20 protein-coding genes and 1 tRNA gene are annotated in these 23733 nt (G+C 65.3%); 10 read left to right on the forward strand and 11 right to left on the reverse strand.

Going from position 1 to position 23733, the window contains the following annotated elements; translation table 11 throughout:
• Positions 1-22: 22 nt before the first annotated feature.
• On the reverse strand, positions 23-721 hold the full coding sequence (locus ACKTEK_RS00440) for a response regulator transcription factor (protein ID WP_409163274.1): 699 nt from the start codon (positions 719-721) through the stop codon (positions 23-25).
• Positions 722-977: 256 nt separating this feature from the next.
• On the opposite strand from ACKTEK_RS00440, the gene ACKTEK_RS00445 reads away from it, so the two are divergent.
• The 3 genes from ACKTEK_RS00445 to ACKTEK_RS00455 all read left to right on the forward strand — a co-directional run bounded on the left by ACKTEK_RS00445 (position 978) and on the right by ACKTEK_RS00455 (position 5080).
• Positions 978-1748 (forward strand): HugZ family protein, encoded by a 771-nt coding sequence (locus ACKTEK_RS00445; protein ID WP_409163275.1) that lies wholly within the window; start codon positions 978-980, stop codon positions 1746-1748.
• A gap of 187 nt (positions 1749-1935) precedes the next feature.
• Positions 1936-3546, forward strand: coding sequence for a phosphoenolpyruvate carboxykinase (locus ACKTEK_RS00450; RefSeq protein WP_409164857.1), 1611 nt, complete (start codon positions 1936-1938; stop codon positions 3544-3546).
• A 19-nt stretch (positions 3547-3565) separates the two neighbouring features.
• The gene (locus ACKTEK_RS00455; protein ID WP_409163276.1) at positions 3566-5080 is read left to right on the forward strand and encodes a gamma-glutamyltransferase; all 1515 of its coding nucleotides are present in this window, start codon (positions 3566-3568) and stop codon (positions 5078-5080) included.
• A gap of 28 nt (positions 5081-5108) precedes the next feature.
• Here the strand turns inward: ACKTEK_RS00455 and ACKTEK_RS00460 are convergent, their stop codons facing one another.
• Positions 5109-6761: a tetratricopeptide repeat protein gene (locus ACKTEK_RS00460; RefSeq protein ID WP_409163277.1), complete on the reverse strand. Its 1653-nt coding sequence runs from the start codon at positions 6759-6761 to the stop codon at positions 5109-5111.
• Between the two features lie 115 nt (positions 6762-6876).
• Between ACKTEK_RS00460 and lepA the strand changes: the two genes are divergently transcribed.
• Both lepA and ACKTEK_RS00470 read left to right on the forward strand, forming a co-directional pair.
• The gene (gene lepA / locus ACKTEK_RS00465) at positions 6877-8676 is read left to right on the forward strand and encodes a translation elongation factor 4 (RefSeq protein WP_409163278.1); all 1800 of its coding nucleotides are present in this window, start codon (positions 6877-6879) and stop codon (positions 8674-8676) included.
• A gap of 108 nt (positions 8677-8784) precedes the next feature.
• On the forward strand, positions 8785-10680 hold the full coding sequence (locus ACKTEK_RS00470; protein ID WP_409163279.1) for a GGDEF domain-containing protein: 1896 nt from the start codon (positions 8785-8787) through the stop codon (positions 10678-10680).
• On the opposite strand, the gene ACKTEK_RS00475 is transcribed toward ACKTEK_RS00470, so the two are convergent.
• Together ACKTEK_RS00475 and ACKTEK_RS00480 are read right to left on the reverse strand one after the other, a co-directional pair.
• The gene (locus ACKTEK_RS00475) at positions 10629-11102 is read right to left on the reverse strand and encodes a YtoQ family protein (RefSeq protein ID WP_409163280.1); all 474 of its coding nucleotides are present in this window, start codon (positions 11100-11102) and stop codon (positions 10629-10631) included. The genes ACKTEK_RS00470 and ACKTEK_RS00475 overlap by 52 nt on opposite strands.
• Positions 11103-11303: 201 nt before the next feature.
• Complete coding sequence (locus ACKTEK_RS00480) at positions 11304-11735, reverse strand: L,D-transpeptidase (RefSeq protein ID WP_409163281.1); 432 nt, start codon at positions 11733-11735, stop codon at positions 11304-11306.
• 235 nt (positions 11736-11970) lie between these two features.
• Between ACKTEK_RS00480 and mepA the strand changes: the two genes are divergently transcribed.
• Complete coding sequence (mepA, locus tag ACKTEK_RS00485; RefSeq protein WP_409163282.1) at positions 11971-12948, forward strand: penicillin-insensitive murein endopeptidase; 978 nt, start codon at positions 11971-11973, stop codon at positions 12946-12948.
• 130 nt (positions 12949-13078) lie between these two features.
• On the forward strand, positions 13079-13552 hold the full coding sequence (locus ACKTEK_RS00490) for a hypothetical protein (RefSeq protein ID WP_409163283.1): 474 nt from the start codon (positions 13079-13081) through the stop codon (positions 13550-13552).
• 5 nt (positions 13553-13557) lie between these two features.
• On the opposite strand, the gene msrA is transcribed toward ACKTEK_RS00490, so the two are convergent.
• Both msrA and ACKTEK_RS00500 read right to left on the reverse strand, forming a co-directional pair.
• Positions 13558-14214, reverse strand: a complete 657-nt coding sequence (gene msrA / locus ACKTEK_RS00495) for a peptide-methionine (S)-S-oxide reductase MsrA (protein ID WP_409163284.1) — start codon at positions 14212-14214, stop codon at positions 13558-13560.
• Positions 14215-14254: 40 nt separating this feature from the next.
• Positions 14255-14578: a hypothetical protein gene (locus tag ACKTEK_RS00500; protein WP_409163285.1), complete on the reverse strand. Its 324-nt coding sequence runs from the start codon at positions 14576-14578 to the stop codon at positions 14255-14257.
• A gap of 351 nt (positions 14579-14929) precedes the next feature.
• On the opposite strand from ACKTEK_RS00500, the gene ACKTEK_RS00505 reads away from it, so the two are divergent.
• Positions 14930-15019: transfer RNA gene (locus ACKTEK_RS00505), tRNA-Ser, on the forward strand.
• A gap of 155 nt (positions 15020-15174) precedes the next feature.
• On the forward strand, positions 15175-15390 hold the full coding sequence (locus ACKTEK_RS00510; RefSeq protein ID WP_409164858.1) for a DUF4287 domain-containing protein: 216 nt from the start codon (positions 15175-15177) through the stop codon (positions 15388-15390).
• Between the two features lie 36 nt (positions 15391-15426).
• On the opposite strand, the gene ACKTEK_RS00515 is transcribed toward ACKTEK_RS00510, so the two are convergent.
• From ACKTEK_RS00515 to ACKTEK_RS00535, 5 genes are read right to left on the reverse strand one after another with little or no spacing between them, the layout of a single operon-like run.
• On the reverse strand, positions 15427-16425 hold the full coding sequence (locus ACKTEK_RS00515; RefSeq protein ID WP_409163286.1) for a winged helix-turn-helix transcriptional regulator: 999 nt from the start codon (positions 16423-16425) through the stop codon (positions 15427-15429).
• Between the two features lie 22 nt (positions 16426-16447).
• The gene (locus ACKTEK_RS00520) at positions 16448-18091 is read right to left on the reverse strand and encodes an AMP-binding protein (protein WP_409163287.1); all 1644 of its coding nucleotides are present in this window, start codon (positions 18089-18091) and stop codon (positions 16448-16450) included.
• A 3-nt stretch (positions 18092-18094) separates the two neighbouring features.
• The gene (locus ACKTEK_RS00525) at positions 18095-19615 is read right to left on the reverse strand and encodes an indolepyruvate oxidoreductase subunit beta family protein (protein ID WP_409163288.1); all 1521 of its coding nucleotides are present in this window, start codon (positions 19613-19615) and stop codon (positions 18095-18097) included.
• Positions 19612-21753 (reverse strand): thiamine pyrophosphate-dependent enzyme, encoded by a 2142-nt coding sequence (locus ACKTEK_RS00530; RefSeq protein WP_409163289.1) that lies wholly within the window; start codon positions 21751-21753, stop codon positions 19612-19614. Before ACKTEK_RS00530 ends, ACKTEK_RS00525 begins: the two co-directional genes overlap by 4 nt.
• Before the next feature lie 11 nt (positions 21754-21764).
• Entirely contained in the window at positions 21765-22154 is a 390-nt protein-coding gene (locus tag ACKTEK_RS00535; protein ID WP_409163290.1) for a thioesterase family protein, read from the reverse strand.
• A 208-nt stretch (positions 22155-22362) separates the two neighbouring features.
• On the opposite strand from ACKTEK_RS00535, the gene ACKTEK_RS00540 reads away from it, so the two are divergent.
• The gene (locus tag ACKTEK_RS00540; protein ID WP_409163291.1) at positions 22363-23724 is read left to right on the forward strand and encodes an enoyl-CoA hydratase/isomerase family protein; all 1362 of its coding nucleotides are present in this window, start codon (positions 22363-22365) and stop codon (positions 23722-23724) included.
• Positions 23725-23733: the final 9 nt, after the last annotated feature.

Raw genomic sequence — 23733 nt, forward strand, 5'->3', positions numbered from 1 at the left:
TCTCGCGGGTTGCGGCAGGAGGTCAGGCCTCCTTGAACCGGTATCCTACCCCATAAAGCGTCTCGATCATGTCGAACGTCCCGTCGACGGCGCGGAACTTCTTGCGCAGGCGCTTGATGTGGCTGTCGATGGTGCGGTCATCCACGTAGACCTGGTCATCATAGGCTGCATCCATCAGCGCATTGCGGCTCTTCACGACGCCGGGGCGCTGGGCCAGCGATTCAAGGATCAGGAACTCGGTGACGGTCAGCGTCACGTTCTTCCCGTCCCAGGTGCAGGTGTGGCGTTCCGGGTCCATCAGCAGCGAGCCGCGTTCCAGCACGCGGGCCGCATCGGTGCGCGGCGCGGCGCTGTCGCGCGGCTGGGCACGGCGCAGCACGGCCTTCACGCGTTCCACCAGAAGGCGCTGAGAGAACGGTTTGCGGATGAAATCGTCCGCGCCCATCTTCAGGCCGAACAGCTCGTCGATTTCCTCATCCTTGGAGGTGAGGAAGATCACCGGCAGTTCCGAGCTTTGCCGCAACCGTCGCAGCAGCTCCATCCCGTCCATGCGCGGCATCTTGATGTCGAACACGGCAAGGTCCGGCGGGCTGGACTTCAGCCCGTCCAGTGCGGAGGCGCCGTCGGCATAGGTCTGGACACGGTAACCTTCCGATTCCAGAGCAATGGAAACGGAGGTCAGGATGTTGCGGTCGTCATCGACAAGGGCAATTGTGGGCATGGCGGTTTATGAATCTCTTCAAGGAATGTTCTTTTCACCCGTCCTGCGGAACGCCAGCTGTTGAGAGGCGGCCCGAAAGCGGGCAGGAGCGTTGTTACCTGAAGCAGGAATAAACCTGCCTGCCTGAATACCGCATGAACCAGCGCAATTCACCCTGCGCTGCGGCAGAATTATGACGCACGGTCACGCCCCGTCCCCCGTCGCGAACGGGAACGGGCCGAAATCTGAAACAACTGTACAAGGACGAAGGTAGCCCATGACGGACGCACGGCAAGCCGGACAGCCCGCAGAACCCGAGTTTGATGCCTCCGCAGCCGCCCGCCACCTGCTGCGGGCAACGCTGGTCGGCACGCTCGCGACCCTGAGCCGCGACGGTGGTGCACCCTATGCCTCGATGTCCGCGGTCGCGCCGGATTTCGACGGATCGCCGATCCTGCTGCTGTCCACCCTCGCCCGCCACACGGAAAACATCGCGGCCGACGCCCGTGTGTCATTGTTGCTGGATGCGCGCACCGACGATGACGGCAGCGCCGACCCGATGACGCGCCCGCGCGTGTCGTTGACGGGCACGATTGCCGCCACCGACGACGAGGCCGTTGCCGAGCGCTACCTGCGCCACCACCCGGATGCGCGCTTCTATTCCCGCTTCAAGGATTTCTCGTTCTACCGGGTGGCGATCGATGCGGGGCATCTCGTGGCGGGCTTCGGGCGCATCGTCGATCTCGAACCCGCTGACATGCTCGACGACACGTCCGGGGCCGGTGACCTGGCTGAAGCCGAGGCCGGTGCCGTCGCCCACATGAACGAGGACCACGCCGACGCGCTGCAACTCTATGCGCAGGTTCTGGCGGGTGCGCAGGGCGACGGCTTCACCTGCGTTGCCAGCGACATGACCGGCCTGACGCTTCGCCGGGGAATGGCATTGGAGCGCATTTCCTATCCCCGAACCGTCACCTCGCCGCAGGTGCTGCGCATGGTTCTCAAGAAGATGGCCGAGGACGCCCGTGCAAAAGTTAACGATTTATGACGTTTCGGCATAACTGCTTATTGCCGGAGATATGGATTTCGGCTTAGGGTCCGCGCCCTGAAAAGCCGGCCCGTTTCTTGGGTCCGGGAGGAATCCGCAAGGCCCGCAAACTCAAACAATCGCGGCAAACGCCGCACGACGGGCAGTTCGACATCAGGGGAGATGTGGCGTGAACGCAAACGTGCAGGTGGAAACCGGTATCCATAACGAAGCCCACGGGGCCGACAAATTCGGCCTTTCCGACCTTGGTTCGCTGGCCTGGAACGACCTTGCACCGGTTCTGGTGGAAAAGGCCGTGGCGCGCGGTGAAGCGAAGCTCACCGCACATGGCGCAGTCTGCGCCGAAACCGGCGCGCATACGGGCCGCTCCGCGCAGGACAAGTTCCTCGTGCGCACCTCCGGCACCGAAGACCAGATCTGGTGGGACAACAACAAGGCCATCAGTGCGGAAGCCTTCGACCGCCTGCACGCCGACATGCTCGAACACGCCAAGGGCAAGGACATGCTGGCGCAGGACCTCTATGGCGGTGCCGACCCGGAACACCGCGTGAAGGTGCGCGTCTTCTGCGAGTTCGCATGGCACGCCCTGTTCATCCGCTACATGCTGATCCGCCCGGAGATCGACGCGCTGGCCGATTTCGTGCCGGAGATCACCATCATCGACCTGCCGAGCTTCCGCGCCGACCCCGAGCGCCACGAGTGCCGCTCCGAGACGGTCATCGCCTGTGACCTTGAGCGCGGCATCGTGCTCGTCGGCGGTTCGTCCTATGCGGGCGAGATGAAGAAGTCCGTCTTCGGCGCGCTCAACTACGTGCTGCCGACCAAGGGCGTCATGCCGATGCACTGCTCGGCCAATGCCGCCGACGATGGCCGCGTCGCCGTCTTCTTCGGCCTGTCGGGCACCGGCAAGACGACGCTGTCCGCCGATCCCGCCCGCACGCTCATCGGTGACGACGAGCACGGCTGGAGCGAGAACGGCATCTTCAACTTCGAAGGCGGCTGCTACGCCAAGACGATTCGCCTGTCGCGCGAGGCGGAACCGGCCATCTTCGGCGCGACGGAGCGTTTCGGATCCGTGATGGAAAACGTCGTCATCGACGAGCGCACCCGCATGCCGGACTTCGATGATGCGACCCTCACCGAGAACGCCCGCGTTGCCTATCCGATCGAGGCGATCCCGAATGCAAGCCTCACCGGCCGCGCCGGCCAGCCGACCGCCGTCGTCATGCTGACCTGCGATGCCTTCGGCGTGATGCCGCCGATCGCCAAGCTCGACCCGAGCCAGGCCATGTACCACTTCCTGTCGGGCTACACTGCCAAGGTGGCAGGGACAGAAAAGGGCGTGACCGAGCCGCAGGCGACCTTCTCCACCTGCTTCGGTGCACCGTTCATGCCGCGCCACCCCAGTGTGTATGGCGACCTGCTGCGCGACCTCATCGACAAGCACGGCGTCGACTGCTGGCTGGTGAACACCGGCTGGACCGGCGGCCCGCACGGCGTCGGTTCGCGCATGCCGATCTCGGCGACCCGCGCGCTGCTGTCCGCCGCGCTCGACGGCGACCTGCGTGACGCCGAGATGCGCCGCGACCCGATCTTCGGCTTCGAGGTGCCGCTGCAGGTCGAAGGCGTCGACCAGGCGATCCTCAACCCGCGCGAGACGTGGGACGACAAGTCCGCCTACGACCACCAGGCGATGTCGCTGGCCCGCATGTTCAACGACAACTTCAAGCGCTTCGCTGACCACGTGGACGGCAAGGTCTTGAGCGCAGCGCCGGGCTTGCGTATAGCCGCCGAATGAAGGCAACCCGGTTTGTGACATGAGCGCGCGGTCGGCCAGGCCGCGTGCAAGCGTTGCGGCCGGACATGCGGCGACCGCTGGCGCAGCCCAGCAGATTCTGCTCGACGGCGGCAGCGCCGCCGACGCGGCCATCGCAGCCTTGTGGATGGCGTGCGTCTGCGAGCCCGTGCTGGCGTCTCCTGGCGGTGGCGGATTCGCCACCGTCATGGGCCGTGGCCGGGCCGAAATTCTCGATTTCTTCGTCGATGCGCCGGGCAGGAAGCAGCCCGAAGGGTCCATCGAATTCAGCGAAGTGCTCGCCGATTTCGGCACCACGACGCAGGCTTTCCATGTCGGGGCTGGTGCGAGCGCAGTTCCGGGTTTCGTGCCCGGTCTCTTCGCGCTGCACGAACGCTACGGCCGCACGCCCATGCGCGTGCTTGCCGAACCCGCCATCATCGCCGCGCGCGAAGGCGTGAAGGTTTCAGCCTTTCAGGCGAAGCTGTTCGCCGTCGTCTCGCCGATCCTGACATTCACGCCGCAAGCTGCCGCCCTGTTCGGCGCCGACGACGGCAAGACATTCGCTGCCGGCGAGACCATGGCCAACCCGCAGCTTGCCGACACGCTCGATGCCCTGTCGCGCGAGGGCAGCAGGCTTGCGACCCACGGCGAGATCGCAGCCCTGATGGCTGAGCAGTCGGAGGCCTTCAACGGTCACCTGCGCCGCGCCGATCTGGAAAGCTTCAAGCCATGCTGGCGCGCGCCGGTGGAACTGCGTCTCGGGCCGCTGAAGGTCTGGACCAATCCGCCACCGGCACTCGGCGGCGCGCTGATCGCCGCCATGGCGCGGGTGCTGTCGCGCGAAAGCGGCGGCTCCTTTGCAATGGCCGTCGCGCGCGCCATCGACGAGGTGGACCGCTTCTGGCGGCAGGCCCCGCAGGACGCGGGCCGGTTGCTTGGCATGGCATCATCCCGCGGGCATGTGACCCAGCGCGGTACCACGCATGTGTCCGTTGCCGATGACCGCGGCGAGGCCGTCGCCGTCACCGTATCGAACGGCGAGGGCAACGGGCGCATCGTTCCCGGCTGCGGCTTCATGATCAACAACATGCTGGGCGAGGAAGACGTGAACCCGCGCGGCTTCCACGCGTGGGAGCCGGGCGAGCGGCTGTCTTCCATGATGGCGCCGAGCGTTGGGACGTGGCGCACCGGCGGAACGCTGGCTGTCGGTTCCGGCGGGTCGAACCGCATCCGCACGGCCATTCTGCAGGTGCTGGCGAATATTGGCTTGCGGGAGTTGCCGCTCGGCGATGCCGTTGCCGCCCCGCGCATGCACATCGAGCGCGGCTTCCTCGATTTCGAGGACATCCTGATCGAGCAGCTTTTCGAGGAAGAGGAGCGCGACGAACTCGTGCGCGCCTTCGAGGAGCATCGCGCATGGGCCGAACCGAGCCTCTATTTCGGCGGAGTGCATGCTGCCGCCTGCCTGCCGAGCGGGCAAATCGATGCGGCGGGCGATGCACGGCGCGAGGGCGCAGGGCTTACGGTCGGCTAGGCCAGGAATTTCGGCTGGAGGTTGCTGGTCACTGGTGCGCGAGTTCCGCGATGGCGCGAATGGTTGCCGGACCGAAATTCCCGTCCACCGAACTCTTGTAGACGCCGCTGTCGGTCATCATCTGCTGCAGCGCCTCGCGCATGTCCGGCGGCCATTGCGTGTGGTTGCGCGTCATCTGTGCGCGCGCCGTCTCGCTGTTGGCCTTCAGCGACAGAAACATGTAGCGCGCCGCCTGTTGCGGGTTGCGGTCCGCCCCGCGCCCGAAAGCGTGTGCATAAGCCAGCGAATAGTAGCTGTCGGTCATGCCGGCCTCTGCCGCGCGCCGCATCCACGAGACTCCCTCGCGCTGGTCGGCCTGCACGCCGCGCCCGTTGAGATACGACGCGCCGACCTCGTAGAGCGCACGAGCGTCACCCGCCATCGCTGCCAACCGGAAATGCGACAGCGCGGTCGACGGGTTTTTCTCCACCACCCGCCCGTCCCGGTGGAACGTGCCGATGGTGTAATGCGCCGTCGGCGCACCGGCGCTCACCGCCTTGTTGAGCCAGTCAAGCGCATCGGCATCGACCTCAGCGCCGCCGTTCTGCGCGGACAGCGTTTCGCCGAGCCGCTGCATCCCGATGGGGCTGCCAAGCGCCGCCGCCTTGTGGAACAGGGTCTTGGCCTCGGACTCGTCCCGCGCGGTGGCGATCCCGCGCATGGTCAGTTCGCCAAGCATGGCGATGGAGAACGGGTCCTGTCGCGCGGCGGCGGCTTCCACCAGCGCGAAACCCTTCGCCGCGTCCCGGTCGGTGCCCTCACCGGCGATCAGCATGAGGCCCAGCTGCGCCTGCGCCGGGACGTGGCCGTTGGCGGCGGCCTGGCCGAATTGCAGGGCCGCACTCTCGTACTTGTTCTGCCGGTAGAGCGCGCGCCCTAGCTGGAAGCGCAGACGGCCTTCTGTGGGCGCGGCCTTCACCGCCTGCGTGCACACGAGCGCCGCCGCATCGGCGTCCATCACCGTCTGCCAGATTCCATCTGCGGTGCGGCCAGCATCGTTGGGGCTCGCCGCCAGCCGGTCGCAGGCGGCAATTGCCTCTTCCGCCGAGATGGCCGGCGCGACTTCCGCGTTGGGACCGGACGGCACCTCGTAGTCGGTGTAGCCCTCTTCCATCGGCGCGAACTTCACCGAGCCGGTCACCATGCTGTCGTCGGCTTCGGCTATCTGTTCCGGTGGATCGTCGCGGGCGGCGCGTTCGCGCATGTCGGCAATGATGGAAGCCTGCCGGTCGCTCAGAGGGGCATCGTCGGCAAGTCCGTCGATCAGCACGCTCAGGTCAACGATGGACAGCCCGCCGACGTGCCGTCCGTTGCGAAGCTGCACGGCGATGTCGCTGGCGGGATGCTGTTCGACGATGTCGATGAGGGTGTCGAGCGCGGCGCGCAGCCCGGACAGCCGCTCCGGCCCGCGCTGCGCGATGGCCGTGTCGGCAAGTTGCCGCGCGCGCTCGATCATGTTGGCCGGCGCGCTTTCGCGCGAAATCGCCTTTGCGCGCTCCGTCATGCGCGGCGCGGGGATCTTTTGCTGGGCGAAAGTTGCCGGAGCGCCGGCCGCCAGCATTGCAGCCAGCAGGGCGCAAACCGCCGCGCTGTCGCGCAGCCGCGTCACAAGTCGCGGAAAACGGCCAGAATCCAGCACCACCGATTCGCCTCCTCGGGCTTCAGGATGGGTGCGGGTGGCTGGGCCGTCAATTCCCGCGCGCCTGCGCGCATCCGGCATCTTCCCGCCCCGCGAAACCGGTGCTATCTAGCGCGCCATGACAGACCTTTCCCTGATCCGCAACTTTGCGATCGTCGCCCATATCGACCACGGCAAATCCACGCTCGCCGACCGGCTCATCCAGATGACCGGCGGACTGAGCGAGCGTGAGATGAAGGAGCAGGTGCTCGATTCCATGGATATCGAGCGCGAGCGCGGCATCACCATCAAGGCGCAGACCGTGCGCCTGCACTACGATGCCAAGGACGGCAAGCGCTACATCCTGAACCTGATCGACACCCCCGGCCACGTCGACTTCGCCTATGAGGTGAACCGTTCGCTGGCAGCCTGTGAAGGCTCGCTGCTGGTGGTGGACGCCAGCCAGGGCGTGGAAGCGCAGACGCTCGCCAACGTCTACCAGGCCATCGAGAACGATCACGAGATCGTCTCAGTCCTCAACAAGGTGGATCTGCCTGCTGCCGAGCCGGAGCGCATCAAGGCGCAGATTGAGGACGTGATCGGCCTCGACGCGTCCGAGGCGGTCGAAATCTCCGCCAAGACCGGCCTCGGTGTGCCGGACGTTCTGGAAGCCATCGTCAAGCGCCTGCCGCCGCCCAAGGGCGAGCGTGACGCGCCGCTCAAGGCCATGCTAGTGGACAGCTGGTACGACGCGTATCTCGGCGTTGTCGTGCTCGTGCGAATCGTGGACGGCGTGCTCAAGAAGGGCATGAAGGTGCGCATGATGCGCACCGGCGCGATCCACGACGTGGACAAGGTCGGCATCTTCACGCCGAAGCTGGTGGACTGGGGCGAACTCGGGCCCGGCGAGCTGGGCTTCCTCACCGGCTCGATCAAGGAAGTCGCCGATACCAATGTCGGCGACACCATCACCGAGGAAAAGCGCCGCGCCGAGACGCCGCTGCCGGGCTTCCGCCCGTCGCAGCCGGTGGTCTTCTGCGGCATCTTCCCGGTGGACGCTGCCGACTTCGAGGACCTGCGCGCCGCCATGGGCAAGCTGCGCCTCAACGACGCCAGCTTCTCCTTCGAGATGGAAACCTCCGCCGCGCTGGGCTTCGGCTTCCGCTGCGGCTTCCTCGGGCTTCTGCACCTGGAAATCATCCAGGAGCGGCTGGAGCGCGAGTTCGATCTCGACCTGATCGCGACGGCACCCTCGGTGGTCTACCACCTCAAAATGAACAACGGCGATGTGGTCGAGCTGCACAACCCGGCCGACATGCCGGACGTGGTGAAGATCGCCGAGGTCGAGGAGCCGTGGATCCGCGCCACCATCATGACGCCGGACGACCATCTCGGCGCGATCCTGAAGCTGTGCGAGGAGCGCCGCGGCATCCAGGTTGAACTCACCTATGCCGGCGCACGCGCCATGCTGACCTATGACCTGCCGCTCAACGAGGTCGTGTTCGACTTTTACGATCGGCTGAAGTCGGTCTCGCGCGGGTACGCCTCGTTCGACTACCAGATCACCGGCTACCGGACGGGCGACCTCGTGAAGATGCAGGTTCTCGTCAACGCCGAGCCGGTCGATGCGCTGTCGATGATGGTTCACCGCTCGCAGGCCGAGCGCCGTGGCCGCGCCATGTGCGGGAAGCTCAAGGAGCTCATCCCGCGCCACCTGTTCAAGATCCCGATCCAGGCGGCCATCGGCGGCAAGGTCATCGCGCGCGAGACGATCGCGGCCCTGCGCAAGGACGTCACCGCCAAGTGCTACGGCGGCGATGCGACGCGTAAGCGCAAGCTTCTGGACAAGCAGAAGGAAGGCAAGAAGAAGATGCGGCAGTTCGGCAAGGTCGAAATCCCGCAGGATGCCTTCATTTCTGCGCTGAAAATGAGCGATTGACGCCGCTTTCCGCTACGTATTTCCAGAGTTTCAGCCGTTGGGGAAACGAATCTTAGAGATTTGACACATAGTCTTGCCGCCGAATGTCCCCAGGCAGGCAGTCTGACTTTGAGTCCCAACGAACTCCACGACGGTGAAATGGAGTGGGAATGGCGCACGCTGCGCAATCCCAATCTGTTCATGAACCGTGCCGCAAGCGAGCTGCAATACGCGTTGCAGCCGATTGCCGATATCTCGACCGGCAAGACCTACGCTTACGAGGCGCTTCTGCGCAACGTGGAGGCGCTCGACTGCGAGACGCCCCACGAGGTGTTCGACAAGGCCGACGAGATCGGCTGCCTCGCGCGGCTCGAACTCGTGCTGCGCGCCAAGGCCATCGAGAAATTCCTGGCAGTCCCCGACGCCGCCGAGCTGAAGCTGTTCTTCAACATCGACGGACGGCTCATAGAGCGCGACAATTCCCTGCTCGCTGAAACCGCCGCGCTGCTGATGCGTCACGGGCTTGCCCCGTCGAATTTCTGCATCGAGGTGACCGAGCAGAGCAACACGGCCAGCGCCGAGGCCATCGACCATTTCATTACCAGCGCGCGCACCCTGGGCTTCCCCTTCGCGCTGGATGATTTCGGCCAGGGCTACTCGCAGCTTCGGCTGCTCTACGAGTATTCCCCGCACATCCTCAAGATAGACCGCTTCTTCATTTCCTCCATCCAGAAGGACGCAAAGAAGCGTCTCTTCGTGGCGAGCCTCGTCGACCTTGCTCACGTCATGGGCATGCGCATCGTCGCCGAAGGCGTGGAGACGGTGGAGGAATTGCATTCGTGCCGGGAGGTCGGCTGTGACCTCGTGCAGGGCTACCTGCTCGCCAAGCCGGAACTGGACCTCGACCTGCTGCCGCGCACCTATGCCACGATCACCGGCAACGGCGAACGCCGGGCCGGGCGTACCAGCGCCGATGCCGAGCTGGTCCAGGCCAAGTTCGACAAGGTCGCGACGCTTCAGGAAGACGCCACCATCGACGATGCGCTCGGAATCTTCGTCAATTCTGGCCAGTCGGTCATCCCGGTCCTGAACACCCGCTCCGAGCCGGTCGGCATCGTGCGCGAGCGCGACTTCAAGGCATTCCTCTACACGCCCTTCGGCCGCGATCTGCTGCGCAACCGAACCTTCGTCAATTCCATCAAGCGCTACGTGGGCTGGTGCCCGACGGCGGATGTGAACGCGCGGCTCGACCGACTGATCGACCTGACGACCGACGGCCTCGACGACGGCCTCATCATCACCTGCGGCGGGCTTTATTGCGGCTTTCTGTCGACCGCGGCCCTGCTCGACATCGCCAACGAGATGCGCGTGCGCGCCGCCGTGGACATGAACCCGCTGTCCAAGCTGCCGGGCAATGCCAGCATCAACGCCTATGCCGCGACCGCCATGCGCGACGACACGCAGGACCGGTTCTTCTGTTATGTGGACATCGACAGCTTCAAGCCGTTCAACGACACCTATGGCTTCCGCATCGGCGACCGCGCGCTGATCCTCCTGTCGGAACTCATCAAGCGCGACATGGCGCAGCCGGGTGCGTTCCTCGGCCACGTCGGCGGCGACGACTTCTTCATCGGCGTTCGCGGTGAAGACGTGGATGCGTTGGTCATGCGGGCCGAGGAATTCCGGCGCAACTTCTCGGCTGAAGCGGAGAGCTTCTACGAGCCGCACCACCGCAGGCAGGGCTTCGTGCTGGCGCGCGACCGGGACGGGAACTCCCGCCGCTTTCGCCTGCTGACATGTTCCGTCTCCCTCCTGCACATGCCCCAGGGCGTGACGGTGGACGACACCGATGCCCTCAGCCGCCAGATCGCCATGGTCAAGCAAAAGGCGAAGCAGGACCCCGGCGGCGTCGTTGTGCGCAAGTACCGGCCCGGCGAGACAACCGCCGGAACCGGCATTTCCGGACGGGTTGACTACTCGGCGGCGGCGCGCGTTGCCGTCGGCAACTGGCCCTCGATCACGTAAGTCAGGATCTGGGCCACCTGCGAAGGCTCGCTGCAGACAGCCAGCGCGGCCGCGTCGACTTCCTTCAGCGCGTGCTGGTGGTCGGCGCCGTGCACGATGATCAGCGCCTTGCCGAGCGCCGCTGCCATGCCGGCATCGAAGGCGGCATTCCACTGCTTGTACTTCTCGCCGAAGCGCACGACGACGATGTCGGCTTCCTCGATCAGCGTGCGCGTGCGGATGGCGTTCAGCTTGGCACCCTTGTGGTCATGCCAGAACTTGTCGCTCTCAGCACCCATGATGACGACGCCGCAATCGTCGCTGGCATCGTGGTCGGTTACGGGTGCGGAAAACGCAACCGGCAGCCCGGACGCACCGGCCTTGATCTCGTCGCGCCAGTCGGTGTGGATTTCCCCTGACAGGTAGATGTTCCAGGTCTTCATGGTGTGATCCTTTCGTGCCGCATGGCTGTTACGGACGATCTGGTCCGCAAGCCGCGATCAATCCAGCCTGTACAGGGAATAGGTCCCGCAACGCGCAAGAGCAACCGCTTGGGCGCGATGGGACGCGGCAAGGGCGCGGCCGGGAAAGGGCTGCCCGGGCGGCGTCCGCCGGGGCAGGTCGTATGTCGGGAGCGTCCCGGTTCAGCGCTTCAGCACGACCCGCGAGGAGCCGGCACCATGCGCGCGCACCAGGTTGAACAGCGTGCGTGCGTTGGAGGGGTGCAGGCGAACGCAACCATGGCTGGCCGGACGGCCAAGCTGGCGCACGTAGCTGGTGCCGTGGACCGCATAGCCGCCCCGGAAGAACAGCGAATGCGGCATGGCCGCGCCGTGATACTTCTTGGAGTAGTAGGTGCGGTGCATCCGCTTGATGGAATACGAACCCGTGGGCGTGCCGTAGCCGCGCCGCCCGGTGGAAACCTTCCACGTGTACTTGTGGCGTCCGTTCACATAGACGCGCATGTTCTGCTGGGAGATGTCGATCTGAGCCACGACACCGGCTTCCGCCGGGGCGCTTTGCAGTGTCAGGAATCCGGCCACAAGACCGGCAATCAGGAGAGCCATGATACGCATGGTATTGCCTCGTAGGTCAAAGCGGGCCGGCACGATGCCGCCCCTCCCTTTTTGGGCTTTTGCCCTAGAATACACCGGCCTCAGCCGCCACGAAAAACATCATCCGTCGCACTTGCCGTTGTGTAAAGCCCGAGATGGTGGCGCCAACACCCGGATTCACGCCGCAATCCGCGCCATGGTAAAGATTGAATGGCGATTCGACGGATGCGCCGGTGCGAGGGGAGGTAACGACCCGATGTGGAATTCTTCGCGTTTTACGGCCCTGCGGCGGCTTTTGGTGGCGGCGCTGGCCTGTCTCGCGCTGGGCCTTGCCGCCGGCGAGGCGCAAGCCGAGCGGCCGGCCAAGCAGCTGTTCGGCAAGGTCTCCCAGCCGGCCAATCTCGCGGCGCGGTCCATCGGGTCCTATGCGCGCGGGTGCCTCGCCGGCGCGCAGCCGCTTCCGGTCACCGGCCAGTACTGGCAGGCCATGCGCTTGTCGCGCAACCGCAATTGGGGCCACCCCGCGCTGATCGACTACCTCGAGCGCTTCGCGCGCGACGCGGTCAGCAGCGGCGACTGGTCCGGGCTTCTGGTGGGCGATCTCGCCCAGCCGCGCGGCGGGCCGATGCTGTCGGGCCACAACTCCCACCAGATCGGTCTTGATGCCGATATCTGGCTGACGCCCATGCCCGACCGCGAACTCACGCGGCAGGAGCGCGAGGACATCAGCGCGGTATCCATGCTCAAGAACGGCAAGATGGAGGTCGATCCGTCCATCTTCACCATGCAGCACGCAAAGCTGCTGGCGCGGGCAGCGAGCTACCCGGAAGTCGCGCGGATCTTCATCAATCCCGGCATCAAGCGCGCGCTCTGCGATATCCAGTGGTCGGACCGCAGCTTCCTGCGCAAGATCCGCCCCTGGGGCGGCCACCACTACCACTTCCACGTCCGGCTGAATTGCCCGCCCAATTCCGAAGGTTGCCAGGACCAGAGCCCGCCGCCCCCCGGCGATGGGTGCGGACGCGAACTCGACCTGTGGTTCCAGCCACCGCCCGCCGACGCGCCCAAGCGCAAGCCCAAGCCCCCGATAACCATGTCGTCGCTGCCGCGCGATTGCGGCACGGTCCTGCAGGTCGGCGGCGGCGGCGTCAGCGCCGCGACGATCACCGGCGGAAGCGGTGATCCCTCGTCGATCGGCAACGTTCCCTCGCCGCGACGGCGCCCGGTTCGCTAAAGGTCAGGAACCTGCGCGATCAGCGTTAATCCGCCATTAGCGCGCGTGGTGGATACTTCCCTAACGCGGCCATGCGGATGGGTTTTCGCATGCGGGTGTATCGCCGCGAAGTATCGAGTTGGAGTTGAGTATGTCGCGTATCGAAGCGGAGGCCGCTGACGGCCTCGATCGCGCGCGCGCCGAGTTCTACGAACAGCGCGCCATTTCCGGACAGTCGGACCTGACGTCCTCCCTCACCACCACGGCGGCCATGGCCGTGTTTGCGGCCATCATGGTCGTCACCGCGCCCAGCCTTGGACCCGTGGTCGAGAAGCACGTCTTCGCGGGGCTCGCCGACATTGAAGGCGAAGACGAGGGCGAGAACGCGTTGGAAACCGAGCGCCGCGTCGCGCTCATCGAGCTGGCGCTGGCCAACCCGCCGGTGAAGTTCGACACAGTGGTCGCCTACGGCGCCGACGGCAGCCCGGTTGCGACCGGCAGCATCAGCCGGCCAACGCCTGCCGCGCACGCCGCACGCAAGGTCATTGCCGACATGACGGAGACGCCGTCACCATCAACCGTGCAGGGTCTGCGCGGCACGATCGAGCCGGCCGTCACCGAGTAGAAGCCTCAGGAGGCTGCGTCGAGAACGCCGGTGGGGCAGGTGACGCCCGTTCCGCCGAGCCCGCAATAGCCGCCCGGATTCTTGGCGAGATACTGCTGGTGATAGGCCTCCGCGAAATAGACCGTCGGCGCCGGTTGGATTTCGGTGGTGATGGTGCCGTAGCCCGCATCGTTCAGGCGCGACTGGTAGGCCTTGCGCGAGGCTTCCGCCTGCGCGATGTCCGCCCGGTCGTCCAGATAGATGCCGGAGCGGTACTGCGTGCCCACGTCGTTGCCTTGGCGCATGCCCTGCGTGGGGTCATGGCTTTCCCAGAACGTGGAAAGAAGCGCCTCCAGCGACACTTTCTCAGGCTCGTAGACGACGAGCACGACCTCGTTGTGCCCGGTCTGGCCGCTGCAGACTTCTTCATAGGAGGGGTTCGGTGTGTGGCCTGCGGCGTAACCAACCGCGGTGGTGAAGACGCCGTCCATCTTCCAGAAGACGCGCTCGGCCCCCCAGAAGCAGCCGAGGCCGAAGATCACCTGCTTGGCGCCTTCGGGGTACGGACCCTTTATCGGGGTCCCCAGAACGAAATGGTCGATTGCCGTCTGGATCGGCGTGTCGCGTCCCGGCAGCGCATCGGCTGCGGACGGCATGGTCACGGATTTGCGTAGAAAGAACATCTCTCGGCACCTTTCGTTAGATGCCGATATGGGGTGGTGCTCAGCGCAGGTCTAGCCCGGCGCGCACCTTCGTGCGCCGGCGGCCAAGGAAGGCAAAGATCAGCGCGATCACCATGAAGACCAGCGCTGCCGGCGATTTCAGGATCGACAGCATGATCGGGTCCCACAGGTAGGGATGGATGTTCCGCTCGATGATCGCCTGCGTCAGGTTCAGACCCGGCGGGGAATAGGCAAACCACATTTCGCCCAGCGACGTGATGACGAGTTCGGACGCCGCGATCGACAGCGCGCCGTCATGCACCATGGTGATGAGTGCGGCCGCGAAAATGATGAAGCCCAGGAGGCGGGCGAGAAGCCGGAACATGTTTGCCGTTGAAACCTTGCGCGCCCGCCGCCGACGGGCCGTTGAATTGCCTCGTCTCAAGTTAGTCAGCGGAAGGGGTATCAGCAAGTGCGGATCACGGAAACTTTGTCGTGTTCATGCAGTTGCAACACTTCGCGCACTCGCTTAAACACGGCCCCTGACTCTGGAAACGGGCTGCCCCGTCGCACCTGTTTGCCGCCAATGCCGGACCCTGTCCGCATCAGTGGCATGGAGCTTGACCCGGTTGGTCGAAGGCGCACGGCTTATCCCCTTGAGGATATGCATCACTTGAGATGGTGACGTACGCTTGAATACGACGACCAGGGACCTGCGCTTCGTGTGAGTTGGTATGGAGAGGTGGCCGAGTGGCTGAAGGCGCACGCCTGGAACGCGTGTATACGGGCAACCGTATCGAGGGTTCGAATCCCTCTCTCTCCGCCATCCCGTCCTGGCAGGCATTTCCGACTTCCGAGTAGAATCGAATGCCAATCCGGGACGACCGGGCTGCGAATTGTTCTCGCGGTGAGGCGGATTGCGTTACGATGGCCGCTCGGCAATCGGTCGACGACCGTGATTCAGCAAGCGGCAGCCATTCCATGAGCGACGAGAAGATCAAGGGCCCGGCGTCCTACTTTCCCTCCATCGAGACGAAATACGGCCAGCCCATTTCCCATTGGAAGGATATGGTCCGCGCAGGGCTTCCCGCGAAGCACATGGAACTGGTCGCCATGCTGAAAGAGCAGCACGGGCTGGGGCATGGCCATGCCAATGCCATCGTGGCTCATACCCTTGCCGAGACGAACCCGGACTGACTTCCCGCGAAGTGGGGCCGGATTACGCCGCGCCGTTCACCCCTCGAATGTCCCTGCCTCGCCTTCGCGGTAGCCGGTTCGCGCGGGCAGCGGCGGCTGGCCGCAAGCCGAACACACAACCTCTGGCGTGCGCGGCGTGCCGTCGGCTTTGTCGAGGAAATGCATGGTCGGGCGCGCGCCGGGCATCAGCCAGCGGTCGCCCCACGTCTTCATCAGGATCATCGGCCCGTAGATCTCGAGGCCCATGGCGGTGACGGCGTAGCCCGCACCGCCGCCGGCCGGGCGCGCCACCATGCCCGCCTCGGTGAGGAACTGAAGCCGCTGGGCAAGGATGTTGCTGGCGATCTGCAAGTTTTCCAGAAAGTCCTGGAAGGTGTGGTTTCCGTGGAACATCTCCCGCAGGATGAGGAAGGTCCAGCGGTCACCAACGATGGACAGCAATCGCTCCATGGAGCAGGCGCGCACGCCCATGTGGCCTTGCGCCTTCACGATGCGCCGCCGTCGCGGTTCCTGGCGGCTCTTCGCCCGCCAGTAGTTCGCTTCAAGCCGCACCGCCATGTGGCGCGGGTCCACCCGCTCGCCGGTCTCGGCCCACACGATGCGCGGTGAGAACCAGCTTCGACAGTCATGGTGGAACAGCGCCAGCGGCGGCACGCCCTGCGCCAGCCAGTCATCACCGAAGCGCATGAACCCCAGGTAGATCGGGAACAGCTCGCGCCCGCTTTCGCTTAAAGCGTAGGTCTTCCATGACGAGCCTTCCGCGTGGCTTTCCGTCTCGATCAGCCCGTCCTCGACAAGCTTGGTGAGGCTGGTCGAAAGCGTTGCGCGCGGAATTTCCAGCGTGCGCACGAAATCGGAAAAGCGCCGCGCGCCGAAGAAGATTTCCCGCACGATGAGGAAGGCCCAGGGCTGCGAGAGCAGGGTGATGGTGTCGCCCATCGCGCAGTTGCGCTCGCAGCCGGACGGGACATGCCGGTCCGGCCGCTCACCCGCTGCGGTATCAGGCGTCATGATGGCGGGGGAGGCAGGCGTCACGGTGAATTCGGGCTTTCTCTCGTCAGCGCGGCGATGCCTCGGAAACCTCGCCGGCAAGTTCCATCTCGCGCATGCGAAAGCGTTGCACCTTGCCGCTCGCGGTTGCGGGAAACTCTTTCACGATTCGCACGAGCGCCGGGATCTTGTAGGTGGCGATTTCGCCCTTGCAGGCGGCTCGCACGCTGTCGGCATCGATATCCGCGCCGCTGGCCGGCTTCAACCAGCACGCGACGATCTCGCCATACTTGTCGTCAGGCAGCCCGAAGACATAGGCCTCGCCGATGCCCTGCACGGTGAGCAGGAATTCCTCGATCTCGCGCGGATAGACGTTCTCGCCGCCCCGGATGATCGTGTCCTTGATGCGCCCGACGATCTGCACGTAGCCGTCATCCGTCATCACGGCCATGTCGCCGGAATGCATCCAGCCCTCGGCATCGATGGCCTGCGCGGTTTCCTCCGGCTTTTTCCAGTAACCGCGCATCACCGAGTAACCGCGCACGCACAATTCGCCGCGCTGCCCGCGCGGCAACGTCTCGCCGCTTGCTGGGTCCACCACCTTGGCGTCCAGGTGGGGGTGGATGCAGCCGACGGTCGAGACGCGAATGTCGTTGCTGTCATCCGGCAGCGACTGGAAGGAAATCGGCGAGGTTTCCGTCATCCCGTAGACGACGGTGATCTGGCCCATGTTCATACGTGCCACCGCCCGGCGCATGGTCTCGATGGGGCAAGGCGCGCCGCCCATGCAGCCGGTTCGCAGCGAGGAAAAGTCGCCCTTTGCAAAGTGGGGGTGATCGAGCAGCGCCATGTACATCATCGGCACGCCGTAGAAGGCAGTACAGCGCTCCGACACAATTGCTTTGAGGCAGGCGACGGGGTCGAAGCTCTCGCCCGGCAGGACGATGGCGCTGCCGTGGGTCAGTGCGGCGAGCGCGCCAAGCCCGATCCCGAAGCAGTGAAAGAACGGGACCGGCAGGCAGATCGTGTCGTCTGGAGAAAACCGCTGCCGTTCGCCGACGAAATGACCGTTGTTGAGCAGGTTGCGATGGGTGAGCAACGCGCCCTTGGGCTTGCCCGTCGTTCCTGAAGTATACTGGATGTTGCAAGCGTCTTCGGCGGTGACCTTCTTTTCCGTGTCGATCAGTGCCGCAGTGGAAACTTCGGCGGCTTTGGAAAGGAACTGCGCCCACCCGGTTTCACGGTCCTGCGTGCCGAAAAATACCACGTGCTCAAGGGCTGTGAGACGTGGACGCACCGCCGCGACCGCGTCGACGTAGGAATAGTTGCGGAAGGCAGGCGCAGCGAACAGGAAGCGCGCGCCTGAATCGTTCAGCGCATAGGCCATTTCTTCCGCTCGGAAGGCCGGGTTCACCGTGACGACAATCAGCCCGATGCGCGCCGCAGCATGATGCAGGATCGGCCAGTCGATCCGGTTCGGGCTCCAGATCGCCAGCCGGTCGCCCTTCGCCGCGCCGTGCGCCAGCAGCGCGCGGGCCACGCAGTCCACTTCGGCATCCAGCTCGCGATAGGTCAGTCGCCGGTTCTCGAACAGGCTCGCGATGGCAAGGTTGTCGGGATGGGTTTCGGCAGTACGGCGAAGTGCCGCGCCGATGCTGATCTCAAGCAGCGGCGGCTCGGCGGGGCCGGAGATGATGGAAGGCTCGCGCATCGCTCAGGCCGCCGACCGTTGTTGTGTCGTGGTGGAAAGCGCGCCGTCGAGTGCGGTCCCCTCCGGGTCGGCAAGTGCCGCGGTGCGTGCTGCCGCCAGTTGCGGGGCGATTGCTTCCCCGCGCTGAATCGCCGGCTCCACGAGCTGCGAGAAGATGCGCTCGAAGTTCTCCACGCCGCGCCGGTAGGTGCTGCCATATCCCTTCACGAGGTCGGCACAGCGCGCGGTTTCCACGCCAAATGCGTAGTCGACTTTCGCGGCGCTGCAGACACCATCGATCCAGCGGCGCGTCAGGTCGCACTCGCGCGCGTGCCGCCATGATTTCCGCCGCAGCGCCTTCATCCGCGCCAGCAGCCGGAACATCAGGTGCCCGGTGAGCGTATCTGCGCGCAGGTGCAGCCCGACGTGGAAGCGCTCCAGCCGACCGCGCATTTCAAGGCTGTCGAGCAGGCGCTGCCCCATGCGCTCCGGCAGCAGCGCGCAAAGCTCCTCCGGGCCGGGCTTCAGGTAGTCGGTGACGTGAATGACGGTCTCGTCGCCCGCCATGGATTCCGCGCGGATGCCGGCGAGGCGATCGGGCCGCGTCTTCAGGTCGGCAACCCGCATCACGTCCTCGTAGGTCATGCGCAGTGCGAGGTGGCGCGCGGCCTCGTTGGTCAGCATCCAGCCCCGGCTTGCACCGCCAAGGTCACGGTCGAGATCGGCGACATCGAAAACGCAGGCGAGGTATTGCTCGGCCCAGTCCTGGTCCTGGTAGTCCATACAGCGGGCAAAACCGTTGCCAGCGATGAACCGGGTTTCCAGCGGCAGGTTGGCCACGGCTTTCTCGCTCGCCGTGTCGAGTTCAAGCGCGCCGCGCCCTTCGCTTTGCACGTCCGGCAGCAGACCCTGGCTCGCCGCATCGAAGCCGGTCCGGTATCCGGCCATGTTCGCCTCGACCGCCTTGCCGGATGCCTTCAATGCGTCCTCGAAATGCAGCGGCTCCACGGGTAGCGCACCGGAGCCGGCGAGCGCGCCCAGCAGGATCGAGTTCATCACCGTGCCGGTGCGCTCGGCAACGGCGTTCATGTCGAAGACGATGGCGCGCTTCGAGAAGTCGTGGACGACCTTCAGCGCCCGTTCGGTATCGAAGCGCCCGTCGCCCATCTGGATCTTTTCAGGCGTCGCGAACACCCGGTGCGCCGAGGCGATCATCGTCGTACGGTCCGGCGAGATAAGTCCGTTCTGCACCGCGCGCGCGGCCTCGACGATCTCGGACGCCACCATCACGTCGACGCGGCCCGGAACCGGGTTGAGCGCCAGCACCGGCCGCCGCTCGCCAAGCTCGTCCAGCGGGATGCGGCAATACTCGATGTAATAGGTTGTCGCGCCGGTACGCTGCGCCACACCGGGGATCGACGTGCCCTGTGCATAGAGCCCCGCGCGCCATAGCGCGTCGGTGATCCATCCCGCCAGCACGCCGCCGCCTTCGCCACCCAGAGCGGCGATGAGGATGGAGCCTGTTTCGTCGCGCGTTGCGCTCACCGTGCCATCTCCCGCGCCGGGCTGATCGCACCGATGGCCATGCGGCGCACGCGCGCCAAAGCCCGGTCGAACCAGTTCGGGTTCTGGATGATGTCGGTGCGGTAGAAGGAGGGGCACAGGATTGCCGCGTGGGCGATCTCGCCGCAATTGCCGCAGCCCAGGCACCCGTTGGTGACATGCGCAACCGGGCTGGTGCGCAGCGGATCGCGCGGCTGCTTGATGGTCAGCGTCGGGCAGGCCGAAAGCCGGATGCAGGAATGGTCGCCGGTGCAGGTGTCCTCGTCGACACCGTAGCGGGTCCGCACCACGCGCTTTCCGCTGGCCAGCGCCTTGGCGGTCTTCGGCTTCTCGCGCCGCTGCCGCGCCAGCATGCACTCGCCGTCGGCGATGATGACGCGCAAGCCCTTGCCCCTGGCGCGCACGGCATCCTTCAGCGCGTCCACCATCCGCCCGACGCGGTAGGCGGGGATCTCGCGCACCCACTTGACGCCGATGCCCTTCAGCGCGGCGGCAATGTTCATCTCGCTTGCCTGGTCGCGCGAGTTAGTACCCGTCGACGGGATGTGCTGGTGACCGGTCGCGGCGGAATAGCCGTTCTTGAGGATGACGAGCACGCCTTCGTCCTTGTTGTAGACGTGGTTGGCGACGGACGTCGTCAGCCCCTGGTGCCAGAACCCGCCATCGCCCATGATCGAGACGACCGGATTCTTCATCATCGACGACAGCCCCGTCGAGGAGGCGAGACCCAGCCCGTAGCCGAGGATCGTGTTGCCGACCTTGAACGGCTCCAGGGTTGCGAAGCTGTGGCAGCCGATATCGGCGCTGACGTGCAGCTTTCCGACCTGCTCCTCGACGAGATTGATCGCGCCGAAAACGGGCCGTTCCGGGCAGCCGGTGCAAAAGCCCGGCGGGCGGCCCGGCACCGGTTCGCCGAGCACGTCCAGGGCTGCGCGCTTGCGGTCATCGATTGCCTTCACCGCCTTCATTGGCGGTGCGGCGGCGATCTGCGCCGACTTGGCAAGCCCGAGAAACTTCGAGATGCCTTCCATCAATACGCCGGCAACATATTCGCCCGCCATCGGCAGCACGTTCTTGCCATGGACGCGGGTGGAGACGTCGGCATCCGACAGCAGCGCCTTGATGTCCTTTTCGATGAAGTTCGGCTGGCCTTCCTCGACGACGAGGACGGCCCGCTTGTCCTTGCAGAACTCCTCCACCTCGTCTGGCACCAGCGGATACACGCAGTTCAGCACGTAGAGCGGGATATCGCTGTTGCCGAACGTGTCGGCGAGGCCGAGTGCGCGCAGCGCGGCGATGACGTGATTGTACATGCCGCCCTGCAGCACGATGCCGATGTCGGAGGCCTCGCCGGCGCGCATTTCGTTGATCTTGTTCTCGGCGATGAAGCGGATCGCCGCCGGCCAGCGCACGTCGACCTTCAGCTTTTCCTGCACGTAGGTCGCGGGCGGCAGCGAGATGCGGTCCTTGTGGAAGACCGGCTCGGGAATCACGTTATTGAGATTGAATTCCGGCTGCTTGTTGTCGCGCGCGGTGAACGCGCCGGTCATGTGGCAAACGCGGATGCGCAGCTCCATCAGCACCGGCGTGTTGGAGGCCTCGGAAAGCTCGAAGCCCTTCTCCACCATGTCGACGATCAGTTGCAGGTCCGGGCGCGGGTCGAGCAGCCAGAGCTGCGACTTCATCGCGATTGCGTGCGTGCGCTCCTGGATGATGCTGGAGCCTTCGCCGTAATCCTCGCCGATGATGACCAGCGCGCCGCCGACAACGCCGGGCGATGAGAGGTTCGACAGCGCGTCCGCCGCGACATTGGTCCCGACGATGGACTTGAAAGTGACAGCGCCCCGGATGGGATAGTTCACCGAGGCCGACAGCATGGCTGCCGCCCCGGCCTCGTTGGCGTTGGTTTCCAGATGAATGCCGAGATCGCGCAGCAGGTCGCCGGCGTCGCCCAGAACGTCCACCAGAGCGGAAACGGGCGCGCCCTGGTAGCCGCCGACATAGGACACACCCGATTGCAGCAGCGCCTTGGTGACCGCGAGAATGCCCTCGCCGGTAAAGGTCTCGCCGTCACCGAGGGTGAGTTGTTCGACCTCTTTGCGGAACGAGCGCTCGGGCATGGCGGTGGACCTCAGGCCTGGTCCTGCTTCATGGCCGCGATGCGTTTCTTCAGCTTGTCGAGCGGCATGACCGCGCGCTGGTGCGTGAAGGACCCGATGACGGCGCCCTTGCGGCTGACCTCGGCTTCGAACTCGGCACGCCGGCCGTCGAACTGGGTCATGTGCACGCGAATGTGAACCGTGTCGCCCTCCACCGCACCGCCAAGATGCTGGAGCTGTGCGCCGACGCCGACGCTGTCGTTGCCGTCCGCCAGGTGCTGGAGCAGCAGGTCGCGGCAGGCCATTTCTACATCGAGCAGCATCCGCGGCGTGCCGTAGACGCGCAGGTCCGGCCCGAGAAATGTCACCAGCCGAGCCTCGTCGATCACGAGGTCGCGCTCCAGTACGTCGTCACTGCTCATCTTGGCTCCGTTGTGGTTCATATATGCAAATCAGCGCTGGCGTCTTTTCCAGTCATGGAAAGCGTATACGCATTGCCCCCCACAATAAACCCGTGCAACCATCCTTCGTAACACGATTTTTCCCCACCATGCGCCGCCTTAATTGCGAATATGAACCACTTATGCGATGAGATGGTCATTGGAATTGTCGCAGGCAGGAGATGCGGTCATGACGGGTGCGCAATCGGAGATCATGGACGCGGGGCGAGGCGGCCCTGACCTCACCGGTGATTTCGACGTGGACAGCGCAGCCTTCTCGGACCACTGGACCGGGCAACTTGCCGAACTCGACGCCCTGCCGCCAAAGGCGCAGCGCAGTGCGGCGCAGCAGGAGCAGGCCGTGGCCCTGTTGAAGGCAGGGCGCGAAGCGCGAAAGGCTTATCTCCGGCGTCACGCCGCCGCACTCTATCGCGCGCTAACCGATGATCTGACACGACACGTGCGCATGGAGGCGCTTTGCTTCGATGCCGCCGACAAGGTTCCGGGGCTGGTGCCGGACCGGGCGCGGATCGAGGCGGAGAACCAGCTCGACCAGAAGGACAAGGACGGCCACGAGATCGACCAGGGCTACCTGTTCAACTACTTTCTGGCGGATCGCGACTGCGGGCTGCACCTGTGCCACACGATGATGCTGCCGCGCGCCGAGGCACTGGAGCTCGCGCCGCGCCTCAAGACCGAGGATCGCATCGACCTTGGTACGGCGGTCTACGAGCGCAAGGGCGACGTCTCCACCGTTTACATCAAGAACCCGCGCTACCTGAACGCCGAGGACGACAGCACCGTTCACAGCGTGGAGACGGCTGTCGACCTCGCGCTGCTGGACGAGCGCACGTCGATCTGCGTGCTGCGCGGCGCGGCCATCGACCGCGGCAAGTACGAGGGTCGCGGGGTCTACTGCACCGGCATCAACCTCACGCAGCTCTACCGCGGCAACATCTCCTACATCTGGTACCTCGTCCGCGAGTTCGGCTTCATCAACAAGATGTATCGCGGCCTGGCGCGCGACGGCGTTCCCCCCGACGAGATCTTCGGCGACACGCACGAAAAGCCGTGGGTTTCACTGGTCGAGAAATTCGCCATTGGCGGCGGCTGCCAGTACCTGCTGGTCTGCGACTACGTGCTGGCCGGGTCCGATGCCTACCTCACGCTGCCGGCCCGCAAGGAGGGGATCATCCCCGGTGCTGCGAACCTGCGCATGTGGAAATTCACCGGCGACCGGCTGACGCGGCAGGCGGTGATGTATGACCGGCGCATCGACTGCGACACAGCAGAAGGCAGGCTCATCTGCGACGAGGTGGTGCCGCCTGAGCAACTGGAATCCGCGCTCGCCGACGTGACGTCGCGGCTGACGAACTCCGGCGTGGTCAGCGCGGCGAGCAACCGGCGCTGTTTCCGCATCGCCGCCGAGCCGCTGGACGTCTTCCGTGAGTACATGGCGGTCTATGCCCGCGAGCAGGCCTATTGCCACTTCTCGCCGGCGCTCATTTCCAATCTCGAAAGGTTCTGGAACGCAAGCCAGCGCGCGGCCTGAGGGTTGGCG

The sequence above is a fragment of the Tepidamorphus sp. 3E244 genome (assembly GCF_046159835.1).
GTDB lineage: Bacteria > Pseudomonadota > Alphaproteobacteria > Rhizobiales > Tepidamorphaceae > JACKJK01.

What these genes read in the sequence shown, in the direction of transcription:
- lepA (WP_409163278.1), top strand. Translation starts at nt 6,877, where the DNA reads ATGACAGACCTTTCCCTGATCCGCAACTTTGCGATCGTCGCCCATATC.
- ACKTEK_RS00445 (WP_409163275.1), top strand. Translation starts at nt 978, where the DNA reads ATGACGGACGCACGGCAAGCCGGACAGCCCGCAGAACCCGAGTTTGAT.
- ACKTEK_RS00490 (WP_409163283.1), top strand. Translation starts at nt 13,079, where the DNA reads ATGTCGCGTATCGAAGCGGAGGCCGCTGACGGCCTCGATCGCGCGCGC.
- mepA (WP_409163282.1), top strand. Translation starts at nt 11,971, where the DNA reads ATGTGGAATTCTTCGCGTTTTACGGCCCTGCGGCGGCTTTTGGTGGCG.
- ACKTEK_RS00520 (WP_409163287.1), bottom strand. Translation starts at nt 18,091, where the DNA reads ATGCGCGAGCCTTCCATCATCTCCGGCCCCGCCGAGCCGCCGCTGCTT.
- ACKTEK_RS00500 (WP_409163285.1), bottom strand. Translation starts at nt 14,578, where the DNA reads ATGTTCCGGCTTCTCGCCCGCCTCCTGGGCTTCATCATTTTCGCGGCC.
- msrA (WP_409163284.1), bottom strand. Translation starts at nt 14,214, where the DNA reads ATGTTCTTTCTACGCAAATCCGTGACCATGCCGTCCGCAGCCGATGCG.
- ACKTEK_RS00530 (WP_409163289.1), bottom strand. Translation starts at nt 21,753, where the DNA reads ATGCCCGAGCGCTCGTTCCGCAAAGAGGTCGAACAACTCACCCTCGGT.
- ACKTEK_RS00510 (WP_409164858.1), top strand. Translation starts at nt 15,175, where the DNA reads ATGAGCGACGAGAAGATCAAGGGCCCGGCGTCCTACTTTCCCTCCATC.
- ACKTEK_RS00475 (WP_409163280.1), bottom strand. Translation starts at nt 11,102, where the DNA reads ATGAAGACCTGGAACATCTACCTGTCAGGGGAAATCCACACCGACTGG.
- ACKTEK_RS00440 (WP_409163274.1), bottom strand. Translation starts at nt 721, where the DNA reads ATGCCCACAATTGCCCTTGTCGATGACGACCGCAACATCCTGACCTCC.
- ACKTEK_RS00480 (WP_409163281.1), bottom strand. Translation starts at nt 11,735, where the DNA reads ATGCGTATCATGGCTCTCCTGATTGCCGGTCTTGTGGCCGGATTCCTG.
- ACKTEK_RS00535 (WP_409163290.1), bottom strand. Translation starts at nt 22,154, where the DNA reads ATGAGCAGTGACGACGTACTGGAGCGCGACCTCGTGATCGACGAGGCT.
- ACKTEK_RS00540 (WP_409163291.1), top strand. Translation starts at nt 22,363, where the DNA reads ATGACGGGTGCGCAATCGGAGATCATGGACGCGGGGCGAGGCGGCCCT.
- ACKTEK_RS00455 (WP_409163276.1), top strand. Translation starts at nt 3,566, where the DNA reads ATGAGCGCGCGGTCGGCCAGGCCGCGTGCAAGCGTTGCGGCCGGACAT.